The sequence below is a fragment of the Bradyrhizobium australiense genome (assembly GCF_013114825.1).
GTDB classification, from domain to species: domain Bacteria; phylum Pseudomonadota; class Alphaproteobacteria; order Rhizobiales; family Xanthobacteraceae; genus Bradyrhizobium; species Bradyrhizobium australiense.
On record NZ_JAAVLX010000002.1, the window covers coordinates 356,067 to 370,503 of the forward strand.

Genomic DNA, 14,437 nt, shown 5'->3' on the forward strand with positions numbered 1-14,437 from the left:
CCGCGTCGCCTAATCGGCGCTGGCAAGCCGGCGCATGGTGAATTCGATGTCGCCACTGGGCAATTCGCGCCAGCTTTCGACCGAACTCATATAGGCCGCCTTGGGATAACGGTTGAGGAAGTCGCGCGCCCGCGCCCTTGCTTCGTCGCGCGGCAAGGTAAAAGTCTCGCGCAGATAGCCGTCGCCCGGCTTGCGCCGGCCGGCCATCCGGCTCGCGAGATCGCGCGGACGAAAGACCAATGTCGTAACTCCAGACACGATGACGACAGGTCGAATATAGGGGTAACGGCGAATGAATCCTACCCGCCGCTTTGGCGAGGAGCTATTGGCTGCTGCTGCCGGTCTTGCTCTTCTTGGCGGGCGCCGCGGCCTTGGGCGCTTCAGTGCTGCGCACGGTGCCCCACGGATCGGAAGAGGTCTTGGCGTCGGGAATCTTCCTCAAGGAATCCTTGTAGGCCTTTTCCCTGATCGCATCCTGCTCCTTTTCCTCCGGCGATTTGGACTGGAGTTCCGGCATCAGGTTGATGTTGGGGGTCGACATCTGCGCGTAGGCCGGCACCGTCAACAACACCACCATCGCGGCCGCGCTCAGTATTCTCATGACGCTCTCCTGCTTTCAGCATTTCCGATAAAGATACCATCGGCGCAACCGCCAAGCCAAGCACGCGTGGACCTCGCCTTTGGTTCGACGCGCCGGGACGTCTGTGTCGCAATATTTCGGCGATAGCGCTCAATCGCTCCGGACCGCACCGCATCTGCCGCCTGCCGCTGCTGTTCCCTTCGCCGCAGTGACCATTACAATGCGCGGACAACAAGATCGGACGAGGAAACGGACGTTCATGCAACAACAGCCACAAGCGGGGGAATTCGGCATCGCGGAAGCAAGGCGCGTGCTCGGCGAGGTATTTGCGCCATGGGTGATGGATCTCAACCTGTCGATCGAGCGCTTTGACTTTGCCGCGCCCGGCGATGGTGCCGACTGGCAGCCGGGCGCCATCCTGCGCCTGCCGTTCTCGGAGCGACTGTGCCGCAATGGCGGCATGGTCTCGGGCCAGGCGCTGATGGCGTTTGCCGACACCGCGATGGTGATCGCCAACCTCGCCGCCAACCGCGGCTATCGCGCAATGACGACGGTCGACCAGACCACGCATTTCATGCGCGCGGTCTCCGCCTCCGACGTGCTGGCCGATGCGCGCGTGGTCCGCCTCGGGCGCACCATGAGTTTTGGCCGCGTTACGCTTTCTTCCGCCGCCGACAACAAGCCGGTGGCGATGGTCTCGAGCGCGTTCGCGATGCTGTAGAGAATCCTAAGGTGGGGCAAAGGCGCGCTTGCGCCGTGCCCACAACCTATCATCGAGCACGCTTCGTGATGGTGAGCACGCGGAGCCTGTCATCGGGCGCGCATTCGCGCGACGCGTTGGCTTTGCCCACCCTACAGTTCTGCGAGCTGATTTGCAGTGTGCGTAGATGCGAAAATTCGATGCGCGGCTGCGGCCAATTGGCCCGTCGGGCAAATCAATTCTGATTTTCCGAAATCGTGTCAAGCCCAGGAATCAAAAAGAATCAAAAATATTCCGCTTAACATGTCGGGCAAATCAGCGGCATGACTCCGCCCGTCTCACCCGATTGAGGGGCGGGTCGCGATCGTCACGAACGTGCGGTGAGATGCGGTGGACGCTGAATGCGCAAGACGTACGCGCAGGAAGCGTACGGCGAAGTCGTGTGGTCCTGATGTCGCGGTGCTGGCATCAAGTTGCGCAAGGGGTCACGCCCTACGCAGCGACGGTGGCAAGAAAGCCGTTCGCCGGGGAGAGCTCGAAGTAAGCCGTAAAGCCACTGCGCAGGGAAGGCCGGGATGCTCCCGCTGTACCTGTATGCTCGTGTGCGTTTTCTTTTGCGCACTCTGCACACGAGATCGCGGGTGCAGCAAGCACCCGGTCTTCCCTGCGCCCTCTGTTTGGAGGGAGCAAAAAGAAGATGCAAACCTCGGGCGCAATGCGTCGCGAGATCGCGAAGCCGTATTCAGTCGTAGCCCGGATGAGCGAAGCGATATCCGGGACCACTCTATCACCGCCCCGGATGTCGCTTCGCTCATCCGCGCTACAAGATTCGCTCGCGATGACGCACGACGAAACTCATGCGCCCGCCCTGCTCCGCAACCAGCGCCACACCAACATCGCCATCAGCAGCACAACTACCGCAACCGCGATCGCCCCGCTCATAAATCGCCCGCCGGGCCGGTCGATGGTGCGCGACCACAGCGAGGGCGCCTCGCCCGGTCGCGCCAGGCGGAACGCGACCACGCTGTCGCCGATCGTGGTGCCGGACTCGGAATGACCGCCGGCGCCGATCGCGACATATTGCTCGCCCTTCCACAGATAGGTCATTGGATTGGCAACACCCGGCACCGGCAGCCGGCCCTGCCACAGCTCCCGCCCCGATCGGGCGTGGAAGGCACGCAAATAAGCGTCCATCGCGCCGGTGAAGACGAGGTCGCCGGCGGTGATCGCGACGCCGCTGACGAGCGGCGTGCCGAAGGGAAAGGCGATGCCGAGCGGCGCACGATCTTCCGTGGTGCCGACCCTCGATCGCCAGAGAATCTTCCCCGCCTTCAGATCGACCGCGACCATCTCGCCCCAGGGCGGCTTGTTGCACAACATCCCCAGCGGCGACAGCGCAACCGCACGGGTCATCGCAAACGGCGTGCCCTGTTGCCGCCCGAAGTCGTGCCCGGGCGGCGGACTGAAGCCATCGGCCACAGCAGCACGTGGAAGCAGCTTGACGATGTGAATTGCCCGCGTCGTATTGGCGTAAAGAATTTGGCTGACCGGATCGAACGCGGCGCCGCCCCAGTTCACGCCGCCGCCGGTCATTGGAAACACCACGGTGCCTTGCGTCGACGGCGGCGTGTAGAGGCCTTCATTGCGGGCAGAGGCGACCTGCGCGCGGCAGGCCCCGCGGTCCCACAACGGAATCAGGCCGAACACGTCGCCGGGCGAGATCCGTTGCGGCAGCAGCGCCGGGACATGGGTCGGAAACGGCTGCGTCGGCGAGAGCTGTTCGCCTTCGGCGCCGCCTTGCGGCACCGCGCGCTCCTCCACCGGCCATATTGGCTTGCCGGTATCGCGATCGAGCACGAACACAAAGCCTTGTTTGGTGGGCTGGATCACGACGTCGCGCTGGCCTTCGGCGGTATCGATGCGCGCCAATGTCGGCTGCGCCGGCAAGTCGTAATCCCAGACATCGTGGTGCACGGTCTGAAACGACCAGACCCGCTCGCCGGTCTCGGCGCGCAGCGCCACGACCGAATTGGCGTAATCGTTGTTGCCGGGCCGCTTGCCACCCCAGAAGTCCGGACTCGGCGAGGACGTCGGCAAGAACACCAACCCGCGCTCCTCATCGACCGACATCGGTGCCCAGACATTGGCGTGGCCGGCGATGATGCCGTCATGCAGCAGCGGATCGAATTCCCAGCGCGCACGCCCGGTCCGCGCATCGAAGGCGCGCACCGTGCCCGGCAGCGCATCGACGCGCCGATTATCGGCAATGGCGGAGCCGACGATGACGATGTCACGGGCGACGACGGGCGCCGACGTGATCTGGAATTCGCCGGGCCACTCCAACGGGCCGAGTGCGAACTTGATCTCGCCATTGTTGCCGAAATCGGCGCAGGGAATGCCGGTCCTGGCGTCGAGCGCGATCACGCGCACGTCGTTGGTGCCCATGAAGATCCGTGCGCGGCAGGCGGCATTTTCAGCGGCGCGGTCGTCGACCCAATAGGCGACGCCACGGCAAGTATAGCGGTTGGCCGGGCGTTGCGCGGTCGAGATATCAGGATCATACCGCCACTTCTGCACGCCGCTGCCGGGATCGAGCGCTATGACTTCGTTGAAGGGCGAGCAGAAGATCAGGCTGTCCTCGACAAGCAACGGGGTGGCCTGAAACTTGGTCCGCTTCATCACCTCAGGCGCGCGGCGATCGAGATCGCCGGTGCGAAACTCCCAGGCGCGAACGAGATTGCCGACATTGTCGGGCGTGATCTGCTTGAGCGGCGAAAACCGCGATCCGCCGCGATCGCCGCCCCAATGCTCCCAGGCAGAGGCAGGAAGCGGATTACCCGCACAGAGGACCGCAACGATCAAAGCGAACAGACAAACCGCATTTCGCATCCTGCCCCCGCAAGCGCAACCCACGCTTGCGGGATCAATTATCCTATTGGTGCTTCAGTATCCACCCCGGCGGCTGTCGCCATAGTGGCCGCCGCGGCCGCCGCCGAATCCGCCGAGACCGATCCCGATGCCGATGCTGACCGGCGGTGGTGGCGGCGGCTCGTAGACCTCGCGCGGGGGCGGACGGCGCACGACCACGACGTCGTCATCTAGCTCGCGCCGACGCGGCGGCTTGCGATCGACCCGCTTCGGCGGATCGGGCTCGACACGCCGGGCCGGCGCGTTGACTTTCTGCGGCTCTCGCGGCGGCTGCACGTTGCAGGGACAAGTCAGCGCAACGTTTTGCGGCGCGGCGGCGTTGGCGGCCGCGACGGCTGGGGTGAAGTCGGGCCGGTTGCGCAGCCGCTCCTCCAGCTTGCGCGCGGTCGCGGCCAGATCGCTATCGGGGAATCTCGCCAGGAACGAACGATATCCGGACGCGGTATTGATCAGCACGGCGTTATTCCACGCCACCATGCGCCGGTGCCGAACCAGCCATTCGCGCGCCAGCCGCCCGAGCGAGGTCTGCGGATACAAGCCGGCAAAGGCCTCATAGGCTTCGTCGGTACCGTCGGCCACGATCAACTCATTCGCCGTCTCGACCGGCTTGCCGTTCAGGTCGCGCGTCCATTCGGCAACCGTCTTCTTCGGCGGCGCGGCGGGCTTGGGTCCTGCGACCGATGCGCCGGAAAAGCGGAAATCCTCGGTCAGCGAAGAACTGTCCCACGGAGTCTGGCGCCCTTCGGTGACCTTGTTCACCGCAAGACGCACCCGCTTGAACGTCTCCTCGATCGGAATCCCGGATTCCTTGCCGGCCGCGAGAAGCGCGGTGGTATACGGACTGTTGGAGCCGGAGCCGTCTTCCGCGACTGCCCCGGGCGAGGTCGAGAACGACAGGAACGTGCCGGGCGCGCCGACCTTGGCATCGACCAGCGCAAGCCCGCTGCCGGCGGTCTTGAGGTCGGGGAATGGATTATTGCGGCAGGCATCGAGCATCAGAATGCGCATCCTGCTCGGCACCGAGGTCAGCGTGTTCAGGATGTCGTTGAGCCGCACCGCCTGAATCGGAATGTCGGCTTCCCGCTTGGGATCGATATCGATCGGCACCAGAAAATTCTCGCCGTCGATCTGCAGCCCATGGCCGGCGTAAAACACCAGGGCGACCGTATCGGGGCCCTTGGCCGCCACCTTGCCGGCGAATTCGCTGACCGCCTCGCGCATCTGGTTTTGCGAAAGGTCAGAGGCAGTCGAAACCTCGAAGCCGGAATCGGTCAGCAATTGCGTGACCGCCTTGGCGTCATTGGCCGGATTGGGCAGCGCGGGCACCGAGCGATAGGCGGATTGGCCGATCACCAGCGCGAGGCGACTTTCGGCGGAAGCCGAATGGGCTCCGAGCAGAACCGCCGCGGGAATTATCAATTTGAGCAGCGCGTGACGGAACATGATGCCACCTCCCGACAATGCAGGCTTTGGATTGGTCACGGCCCCCGAGCCAAAGGTTCAAGCCGGCCGCGCCATGTGAGGCGTGACGGCGGCCCCACTCAATGGCGAACTTGTTGCAGGCCCCAAATCCCGCGCAGTGATGCGAATCACAGTCTCGGGATCGTTATGTTGTCTGGACCACAATGCCCCTGTCCGAAACGGCGTCTCTGCGGTAAGACAACCTCCGATGCGGCGGATCGGGGTTCACATAGCGGTGGTGGCAGGCGTTGCGCTGACGCTTGCGGGTTGCGGCTTTGCCGATGTCCGCGCGCCGGTGCCGGACTTCATGCGCGGCAAGACGCCCGACCCACCCGCGCTGGGGACACCACCGGACGTCAAGCTGCTGCTGCGGCAGAAGCTGGATTCCGTGTTCGTGGCGGCCTCCCAACCTACCCAGGTTCGCGTCTCCGAACCGCGCCCGAACCTCCGCGGACCGGGCTGGACCGCATGTGTGAAGGCCGAAGTGGTTTCGGTGACCGGCAAGCCGCTGGGGACGCAGACCTACCGGATCGAGATTTCCGATGGCGCGATCGCCGATCGCCAAAAGGTCGAAGCCGAGGATACCGGCGCGACCGAGAGCTACGAGCCGGTCTAGCGCTACAAACACCGCGTCGTCGCCCGCACCGGACAGAGCTTGAGCGCGCTGGTCAGCGAGAACAGCACGCGCGCCCCGCGACCTGGATTGTCCGGTGCGCCGTAGCTGAGCGGCACGGCGGCGCCGATGTCGGCTTGCAGGCCTTCGGCGAAGAAGAAGCGGACGCCGCCGCCGGCCGAGGTCAGCGAAAGACCGTCGCTGAGCCGATAGCCGTCATTCCAGGCCACGCCGCTGTCGACGAAGCCGTAGAGCTGATAGCCGCTCAGATATTGCAGGTTCGTCTTCTGGTCGAAGCGCAGTTCGACCGTGCCTGCGACACCGTTGTCGCCGCTGATCTCGGCGCTGCCATAGCCGCGGCCGAACGCGATGCCGCCAAGATAGAATTGCTGCGAGGTGAAGAGCGGGCCCGAGGCCGCCTGGCCGGCGGCGGCGAGTTTCACCGACCATGCATCCGTCAGCGTCTGATAGCGCGTGAACCAGAAATTCAGCGCGGAGAATTTCCCGGAGGCGCCGACGCGCGACAGATCGTCGTCGCCGCGGTGCGAGGCGCCGAGAATGTCGAGGCCCTGACGATAATTCACCGTCAGATAATTGGTGCCGCCGAAATCGTCCTGCAGGCGGTAGTCCGAGGTGAGGCTCGCGATGCGGATGCGGTCGGCATAGATCGGGCCGAACACATCGTTTTCGGTGGCATTGGTGAATCCCGCAGCCGCGGTCAGCGTCAGGCTGGACTTCTGCGACTGCAATGGAGCGATGCTGCCGTGAAATTCGAACGACTCGGTCTTGATATTGTCACTGTAGAGATGACGGTAATCGCCCGGCCAGACTTCGCTGTAATAGCCGGACGCACCGATACGCGCACCGTCGGTGCCGACGGGCACTTCGTAGGACAGGCGGCCGAACGCGAGTTGCCTGGGATCGCCGGGCGTGGTCGAAAGGTTCAGCACGAGCGAGTCGCCGGGCGCGAGATAGGAGTTGAACGCCGCCGTTCCGTAGCTTTGCCACGGTCCGACCGACGACGATCCCAGATTGTCTATACCGAACGATGTGAAGACGTGCCAGGTTTTCACGGAGACGATCAGGCGGAAATGGCCCGTTGTCGTGCCGATCTCCTCGATCGCGGTGTCCACGACGTGCACGCCCGGCCTGCCGTTGATCAGCAGCAATTGCCGTTCGAGCGTTGCAAGCCGCGAGGGCCGTTCCGCCAGTACGGCATCGAGCATCGGCCGGACGCCGAATTCGTCAGCGCCGTCTCCCTTCAATGTCAGCTCCGTGATGCTGCCTTCGACGACCTGAATGCGAAGCTCGCCGCTCTGGACATCCTGCGGCGGGATGATCGCCCGGCTGAGGTGAAAGCCGGCGGCGCGATAGACCTCGCTGACCGAATTTGCCATGGCCGCCAGGTTGGCCTGCGACACCTTTTTCCCGATATAGGGTTGATACGCCGTCACCAGCCGATCCTGCGGTATCGCAACGGCGCCGCTGATCGAGACGCGCCGAAGCACGAACAGCGGCCTGGTGTCTCCCTCCCCTTCCGTCCCGGCGAATTGCGGCGACGGCAACCGCGGCCGCCCGTTCGCGCCCTCGCGCGATTGCTGGTCCTCGAAACGCTTTTCGGTCTGCCGCGGATCATAGGCGGGCTGGTTCGCTTGCTGCGCCTGCGCTGAAAAGCAGGCAACCGAAATCCATAGCCCGAGGCCGACGATCACTGCGCGGGACAAAGCTGAAAAGACCGGCTTCCGTAATTGTACGGATGAGGAACCGAGATCGTAGGTGGAACCGCTAGCCATCTGATTTTTCATAGAAAATTATGGTCAACGAATCGTTGGTGCGTTGCGTGGAGAATACGGCTTTCGCTCACTCAATGTTGAAACATTTCCAATAGCGTCCGGGACAAAGCGGCAATCGGAGAGAGTTTCATGCGTGCGCTTCCTCACGTCTCGAGAACACTCGCGGCGATGTTCTTCCTGGTGACGGCTTCTGCCGCTTACGCGGTCGATGGCGGCGAGTGGACGGTCAGCAAGTCCTCGGGCGAGGTGTGGCTTAGCGGTAGCGGCGTGCAGCAGGCATCGATCAAACAGGAAGACGTGTTGAAGCCGGGCGATACCATTCGTACCGGCCGCAGCGGCCGCGTCCTGTTGAAGCGCGGCGAGGAAATGATCATGGTTGCACCGAATTCCGTGGTCGGGGTGCCCGTCCAGAAGAAGGAAGGGCTGTCGACCACGATCGTGCAGCAGGCGGGTTCGATCCTGCTCGACGTCGAAAAGCGCAACGTCAAGCATTTCGAGGTCGAAACGCCCTATCTCGCCGCCGTGGTAAAGGGCACGCAATTCCGCGTCACCGTGAACGCCGGCAAGACCACCGTCGACGTGATCCGCGGTCAGGTCGAAGTCGCCGATTTCAAGTCAGGCCAGATCGCGCAAGTGATGGCGGGGCAGCATGCCACGGCCTTCGCGAGCGGCAAGACCGGACTGTCGCTTGGCGGAGCTGGTGTGCTTGCCCCGATCGAACACGGCAAGCCGCGAGCACCTTCCATCGGGCGAGTGCCGGTGCCGCGTGCGGGCCTCTCCGCGCCGCGCCATGCGGCCAACGGACAGAACACGCATGCGAGCACTCATCCCGCCAAGCATGGCGTCACTCGCATCTCCTCGTCGATCGGCGAAGTTCGGGTGAACTTCCAGCGCGTCACCAATGGTCTCGCCCATGGCGGTTCGGCTTCGCTCGGCGCGGCGCGGGGCGCCTCCGAGCCCAATACGGTCTGGAGTTCATCCACGCCCGGCACGGACGCCGCCGCCAACAATGGTCAAGGGGATAATGGTAACGGAGCCGCTGCCAGCGTAGCCGGTCGAGCAAATGCAAGCGCGGTAGCGGCTGTCGCCGGCGGCCATGCCAACAGCGGCAACGGCAACAGCGGCAACGGCAACGGCAACGGCAATGGCGGCAACGAAAATGCCGCCAACGGAAGCGGCAATGGGGCTAACGGCAGCGGCCGTGGCAACAGCGGACATGGAAGAGGCCGCTAACCGCAGAATCGATTGCAGGAGCCGAACAACCATTCAAACCCGAAACACCAGAATGGTGATCACGTGAAACGATATCGGGCGCATATTTTTGTGACGATTGCGCTGGCAATCGTCCTGGCGGGCGGCTGGCACAGTTCGCTTCGCAATGCGCTGGCCGACCTGCGGTTCGCCTGGCAGTCGCGGCAGACCAGTGGCGACATCGTGGTGATCGCGATCGACGCCTCGTCGATCGACAGGATTGGCGTCTGGCCGTGGCCGCGCCTGCTCCATGCCGAGCTGATCAGGCAGCTTCAGAAGGCGGACGTCCAGGACATCGCACTCGATGTCGACTTCTCCACGCCTTCGGATGCGTCGTCGGACCGAAACTTTGCCGAAGCCCTTGAGAGTGCCGGCGGATCGGTCGTACTGCCCTCATTCCAGCAGCCCCGCACCGACAGGACGACGCTTCACGTCAATCGCCCGCTAAAGCAATTCGCCGAACATTCGTGGCCGGCCGTGGTCAATGTCGAGGTCGGACGTGATGGCCTCGTCCGCCGTTATCCGTTCGGCGAGAAGCTGGATGGCAAATTCCTGCCGTCGATGGCGGCCATGCTCGCCGGCCAATACGACGAAACGCGCACGCCGTTCCTGATCGACTTCAGCATCCGAACTGCGGGCATCCCCAAAGTGTCCTTTGCCGACGTCCTGCGCGGCGACCCGGCGACGCTGCAAAAACTCAAGGGCAAGAAGGTCGTCATCGGCGGCACGGCGCTCGAACTCGGTGACCGCTTCAGCGTGCCGAACGGCGAGATCCTATCCGGCCCCGTGCTGCAGACACTGGCTGCGGAGTCGCTGCTGCAGAACCGCGCGCTGCAATGGACCTCGGGCGTCGTTACGGCGGCCGGCCTGGCGTTGCTCGCCTTGCTGATGCTGTTCTCGTGGCGCCGAGTTACCGCCGGCAAGCGGGTCGCCCTGCTCGGCGCAACGGCTGTCGCCCTCGAGGCAGGCGCATTTGCCCTCCAGGCGGCGTTCCCGCTCATTCTGGATACGTCGCTGTTTCACATCGCGATCGTCGTCTACATCGCGGCCATCGCACTCGACGAAATCGACATCAGAGATCTGCTCGGCAGGGTCGCCGAGAGCCGCTTTCAGCGTGTGGCCATGTCGCTTGGCGATGGCCTGATCTGTACCGATGCCAACTACCTGATCACGGTATGGAATCCGGGCGCGACCGCGATTTTCGGCTATCTGCCCGAAGAGATGATCGGTCGGCCGTTCGACGAGATTTGCGCGCCTGACGAAGCCCTCGCCACATCCGCCTTTTCCATCAAGAGCGCTGCCCATCTGGCTGCCGGATCGGTGGTCGAGTTCGACGGACGTCGCCGCAATGGCGAGGTGTTTCCGGTCGAGGCCTCCTTCTCCGGCTGGCAAGGCGCCGACGGGTTCCAATTCGGCGCGATCCTGCGCGATATCTCGGTACGCAAGCGCGAAGCCGAGAGAGTGAGATATCTGGCGGAACACGACACCCTGACGGGACTCATCAACCGCAACACGCTTCACGCCCAGCTCGAGACCAAGATTTCCGCGGCCGAGACGGACGGCCGCAAGGTGGCGCTGCTGGTGATCGGCATCGACGGCTTCCAGCAGATCAACGACATGCTGGGCAACACCTGTGGCGATCTCGTGCTCCGCGCCATTTCGCAGCGACTGATGGCGGCTATTCCGCCGGCGGGTCTGGTCGCTCGTTTGAGCGGAGACGAATTCGCCATCGCCGTTCCGACCAGCGACATCGGAGAAAACCTCAGCCGCTTCGCCGAACAGATCGGCGACGGCTTCGATGCGCCGCTGCTGGCCGGAAACCGCCACCTCCGCGTCAAGGTCAGCATTGGAGCTGCCGTTTGCCCGGGCGATGGACGAACGGCGGACGAACTCCTCAGCAACGCCCATCTGGCGCTGAGCCGCGCCAAGGCGACCAACCGTGGCGGCCACGTGCTGTTCGAAGACTCGATCCGGCGCGAATTGGAGACGCGCCTGACACTGGAAGCAGAGCTGGCGCTGGCCGCGGAACGCAATGAGTTCGAGTTGTTCTACCAGCCACAATTTCATCTGGCCGACGGCCGATTGATCGGCGCCGAAGCCCTGATCCGCTGGCGTCATCCCGTGCGTGGTCTGGTTTCGCCGGGGGAGTTTATGCCGGTCGTCAATACCTCTCCGATTTCCGAGCGGATCGCCGAGTGGGTTCTCCAAACCGCCTGCGCCAAGGGCGCCGCCTGGGAACGCGCAGGACACAAGCTCCGCGTCGGTGTCAACCTTTCGCCGTCCCAGTTGGAGTCTGGCGACCTCGCAATCTCGGTCGCGCAGGTGCTCGCCAGCACCGGTTTGAGTCCAACCAGCCTCGAGCTCGAGGTCACCGAAGACATCCTGCTCCACGACGAGCAGGGCGCGCTGAATACGTTCCTTGAGATTCAGGAGCTTGGCGTTCGCCTGTCCTTCGACGATTTCGGCACCGGCTTTGCCAGCTTGAGCTATCTGAAGAAATTCCCGCTCGACGGGCTCAAGATCGATCGCTCTTTCGTATTGGGCTTGCTGACCAATCCCGATGACGCGGCGATCGTCAATTCGACCATCGGACTGAGCAAGCAACTCGGGCTGTCGGTCATCGCCGAAGGCATCGAGGACCGCGCCACGGCCGACTACCTGGTCAGGATGGGCTGCGAAGAAGGACAGGGCTATTTCTTCGGCAAGCCGATGCCGGCAAGCGAGTTCGAAGCCAAATTCCTGACCGCTGTCGCGACCGCCGAGGTGGCGTAACGGCTGAGCCGTTCCGATCAGACTGAACAACCCGTTAACACGATCACTCAAATCCGAGCCTCGAAGCACCGCGATTTTCCACCTCTTTCCACTAGCGTCACCCCGTGAACGCGATGGCCAAGCGGCACCCGCGACGTGTCGTTGGTGGACAAATCGCGAATGGGGGGTTCGGGGAAGTGGTAGATATTGCCGACACATCGATGGTGCGCCGTGCATCGGGCAATGCAGCTAACGCTCACGTACCAGGCATTGGCGAGGCGCTGACGCCGCTTGCCGGCATCTCCGTGCCCCAATGGCGCGCGCTCTCGACACGCGCCGCCGAGCCGAATGGCTACTACTTGCCCGAATGGGAATTGGCGGTGAACGCTTCGGCGCGTGGGCGGCTCAATGCCGCCGCGCTCGGCGCGTGGCACGATCCATCCATCTTGATCGGTCTGGTGCCCGTGATCTCGATGTGGCGCGCCTACAGAATCCCGCTGCCCGCTCTGGTCAGTGCCGATCCTTACGGCACGCTTTGCACGCCGCTGCTCGATCGCGAGATGGCGGAGGAAGCCGTCACGAGCATCCTGCGGCGGGGCCGACGGGCCGGCGCGCATGCGTTGATCTTCCGCGCCACCTCGATCGATGGCGCAGCCATGAAGGCCTTTACCGACGTGCTGCATCGCGGCGGCATGCAGCCGCTGGTGCTGCAGTCGCATGTCCGCGCCTGCCTCGATGCCACCGCCGACGCTGATACAGTGCTGCGCGAAGCGCTTGGCGCAAAAAAACTGAAGGAACTGCGCCGCCAGCGCAATCGCCTCGCCGAACACGGCGCCGTCCATTTCGATGTGGCGCGGACACCCGCCGAGATCGCCGCCGCCGTCGAAACATTCTTGGTGCTCGAAGCCAGCGGCTGGAAGGGCCAGCGTGGCACTGCCCTCGGCCAGGATGAGGGCGATGCGGCGTTCGTCCGCCGCGCCACTTCGGCGCTGGCCGAGACTGGCCAGTGCGAGATCGTGACCTTGCGCGCCGGCGAGACACCGGTGGCGGCAGCGATCGTGCTGCGCCATCAGGACCGCGCCTTCTATTTCAAGCTCGGCGTCGACGAGCGTTTTGCGAAGTTTTCACCGGGCGTGCAACTGACGGTGGAGCTCACGCAGCATCTTTGCGCCGATCCAGCCATTGCCATGGTGGATTCCACCGCGAGTCCCGACCATCCGATGATCAATCCGATCTGGCGCGGACGCCTTGCGATCGGCGACGTGTTGATTCCCCTGCGGCGGAACGATCCGGTCGTGGCGCTGATTCGCGCCGCGCTCGGCTTGCGATCCGCAATCCGCGACCCGGCGCGACGTCTCATTCATTTCGTAAGAAAGAATCGGGAGAAATCCTAATGAATACGCTCACCGCCATGGCGCCCGTCATTACGGCCGCCCATGACGCGCTCCGCCGCGACTTTCCGCTAAAACCGTTCGCGATCCGCCACAAGCTCACCGGCCATCCGCTGCTGACGCTGCCGCGCATCGCGCAATTGGCTTCCGAACTACCGCGCGACCTGATCGAATACAATTCCGGCAAGGTCGCGATCAGCCAGGATCCGGATGCGATTCCAACCGTCGACCTCGACCCCGTCGAAGTCGTGAAAAGTATTGAGACCGCCGGCGCCTGGATGGTGCTCAAGCGCGTCGAGAATTCGTCGGAATATCGGGCGCTGCTGGAGGACACGCTGCTGTCCGTTGCTCGCGCCCGCGGCTTTAACAGCCTCCTCGATGCCGGCTTCGAGCAGGTCGAGGGCTTTCTGTTCGTGTCCTCGCCGAATTCGACTACGCCGTTTCATCTCGACAGCGAAGACAATTTCTTTGTGCACATCCACGGCGAAAAATTCTTCACGATCTTCGACAATACCGACCGTTCGATCGTCTCCGACGACGAGATCGAGCGCTCGATGACCAAGCATCGCAACCTCAAATATGACGAGAGTCTCGCGCCGCGGGCTAGGAAATTCCATCTGTTCGCGGGCGACGGCTGCTATGTGCCGTATCAATGGCCGCACTGGGTGCGCACCGCAGGTTCGTACTCGATCTCGATGGCAATCACCTGGAAAACACGCGAAGTGCGGCGGATGAACGATCTGCACTTCTTCAACTCGATGCTGCGCGGCATCGGCCTGCCGCAGCAGCCTCCGGGCAAACAGCCGGTGCTCGATGCGCTCAAGCTGGCGTTCTATCGCACGGTGACGAGCGCGATAAAGCCGCTGCGCGCCTCGATGGCGATGCGCCGCGCATTGCGGCGGATCGCGCTGGGGAAACGCGCGAACTATTATCTGAAGGGGGCGTGACTTGTAGCCCGGATGAGCGCAG

Annotated in this window: 11 protein-coding genes; 6 read left to right on the plus strand and 5 right to left on the minus strand. The window is 63.7% G+C overall.

Annotated elements, in window-relative coordinates; all coding sequences use genetic code 11:
* Positions 1 to 9: 9 nt before the first annotated feature.
* Both HCN58_RS05340 and HCN58_RS05345 read right to left on the minus strand, forming a co-directional pair.
* The gene (locus HCN58_RS05340) at positions 10 to 240 is read right to left on the minus strand and encodes a hypothetical protein (RefSeq protein ID WP_171578305.1); all 231 of its coding nucleotides are present in this window, start codon (positions 238 to 240) and stop codon (positions 10 to 12) included.
* An 82-nt stretch (positions 241 to 322) separates the two neighbouring features.
* On the minus strand, positions 323 to 601 hold the full coding sequence (locus tag HCN58_RS05345; RefSeq protein ID WP_171578307.1) for a hypothetical protein: 279 nt from the start codon (positions 599 to 601) through the stop codon (positions 323 to 325).
* Between the two features lie 238 nt (positions 602 to 839).
* Here HCN58_RS05345 and HCN58_RS05350 point away from each other — a divergent pair, with 238 nt between their 5' ends.
* Positions 840 to 1,301 (plus strand): PaaI family thioesterase, encoded by a 462-nt coding sequence (locus HCN58_RS05350; protein ID WP_171578308.1) that lies wholly within the window; start codon positions 840 to 842, stop codon positions 1,299 to 1,301.
* Positions 1,302 to 2,135: 834 nt separating this feature from the next.
* Here HCN58_RS05350 and HCN58_RS05355 read toward each other — a convergent pair.
* Together HCN58_RS05355 and HCN58_RS05360 are read right to left on the minus strand one after the other, a co-directional pair.
* The gene (locus HCN58_RS05355; RefSeq protein WP_171578309.1) at positions 2,136 to 4,169 is read right to left on the minus strand and encodes a pyrroloquinoline quinone-dependent dehydrogenase; all 2,034 of its coding nucleotides are present in this window, start codon (positions 4,167 to 4,169) and stop codon (positions 2,136 to 2,138) included.
* Positions 4,170 to 4,223: 54 nt separating this feature from the next.
* The gene (locus tag HCN58_RS05360) at positions 4,224 to 5,651 is read right to left on the minus strand and encodes a caspase family protein (RefSeq protein ID WP_171578310.1); all 1,428 of its coding nucleotides are present in this window, start codon (positions 5,649 to 5,651) and stop codon (positions 4,224 to 4,226) included.
* 226 nt (positions 5,652 to 5,877) lie between these two features.
* Here HCN58_RS05360 and HCN58_RS05365 point away from each other — a divergent pair, with 226 nt between their 5' ends.
* The gene (locus HCN58_RS05365) at positions 5,878 to 6,285 is read left to right on the plus strand and encodes an LPS-assembly lipoprotein LptE (RefSeq protein ID WP_171578311.1); all 408 of its coding nucleotides are present in this window, start codon (positions 5,878 to 5,880) and stop codon (positions 6,283 to 6,285) included.
* Positions 6,286 to 6,287: 2 nt separating this feature from the next.
* On the opposite strand, the gene HCN58_RS05370 is transcribed toward HCN58_RS05365, so the two are convergent.
* Positions 6,288 to 8,075 carry a ShlB/FhaC/HecB family hemolysin secretion/activation protein gene (locus tag HCN58_RS05370; protein ID WP_171578312.1) on the minus strand — a complete coding sequence of 596 codons (1,788 nt, stop codon included), beginning with the start codon at positions 8,073 to 8,075 and terminating at the stop codon, positions 6,288 to 6,290.
* A gap of 129 nt (positions 8,076 to 8,204) precedes the next feature.
* On the opposite strand from HCN58_RS05370, the gene HCN58_RS05375 reads away from it, so the two are divergent.
* From HCN58_RS05375 to HCN58_RS05390, 4 genes are all read left to right on the plus strand, one after another.
* Complete coding sequence (locus HCN58_RS05375; protein ID WP_171578313.1) at positions 8,205 to 9,308, plus strand: FecR domain-containing protein; 1,104 nt, start codon at positions 8,205 to 8,207, stop codon at positions 9,306 to 9,308.
* A gap of 63 nt (positions 9,309 to 9,371) precedes the next feature.
* Entirely contained in the window at positions 9,372 to 12,098 is a 2,727-nt protein-coding gene (locus tag HCN58_RS05380; protein ID WP_171578314.1) for an EAL domain-containing protein, read from the plus strand.
* 176 nt (positions 12,099 to 12,274) lie between these two features.
* Positions 12,275 to 13,471, plus strand: coding sequence for a GNAT family N-acetyltransferase (locus HCN58_RS05385; protein WP_311966775.1), 1,197 nt, complete (start codon positions 12,275 to 12,277; stop codon positions 13,469 to 13,471).
* Positions 13,471 to 14,415: a cupin-like domain-containing protein gene (locus HCN58_RS05390; protein ID WP_171578315.1), complete on the plus strand. Its 945-nt coding sequence runs from the start codon at positions 13,471 to 13,473 to the stop codon at positions 14,413 to 14,415. Before HCN58_RS05385 ends, HCN58_RS05390 begins: the two co-directional genes overlap by 1 nt.
* The last annotated feature ends 22 nt before the right edge of the window (positions 14,416 to 14,437 follow it).

Excerpts from the sequence above, each read along its gene's own strand:
- HCN58_RS05345 (WP_171578307.1), bottom strand. The coding sequence starts at position 601 with ATGAGAATACTGAGCGCGGCCGCGATGGTGGTGTTGTTGACGGTGCCG.
- HCN58_RS05350 (WP_171578308.1), top strand. The coding sequence starts at position 840 with ATGCAACAACAGCCACAAGCGGGGGAATTCGGCATCGCGGAAGCAAGG.
- HCN58_RS05355 (WP_171578309.1), bottom strand. The coding sequence starts at position 4,169 with ATGCGAAATGCGGTTTGTCTGTTCGCTTTGATCGTTGCGGTCCTCTGT.
- HCN58_RS05360 (WP_171578310.1), bottom strand. The coding sequence starts at position 5,651 with ATGTTCCGTCACGCGCTGCTCAAATTGATAATTCCCGCGGCGGTTCTG.
- HCN58_RS05365 (WP_171578311.1), top strand. The coding sequence starts at position 5,878 with ATGCGGCGGATCGGGGTTCACATAGCGGTGGTGGCAGGCGTTGCGCTG.
- HCN58_RS05370 (WP_171578312.1), bottom strand. The coding sequence starts at position 8,075 with ATGGCTAGCGGTTCCACCTACGATCTCGGTTCCTCATCCGTACAATTA.
- HCN58_RS05375 (WP_171578313.1), top strand. The coding sequence starts at position 8,205 with ATGCGTGCGCTTCCTCACGTCTCGAGAACACTCGCGGCGATGTTCTTC.
- HCN58_RS05390 (WP_171578315.1), top strand. The coding sequence starts at position 13,471 with ATGAATACGCTCACCGCCATGGCGCCCGTCATTACGGCCGCCCATGAC.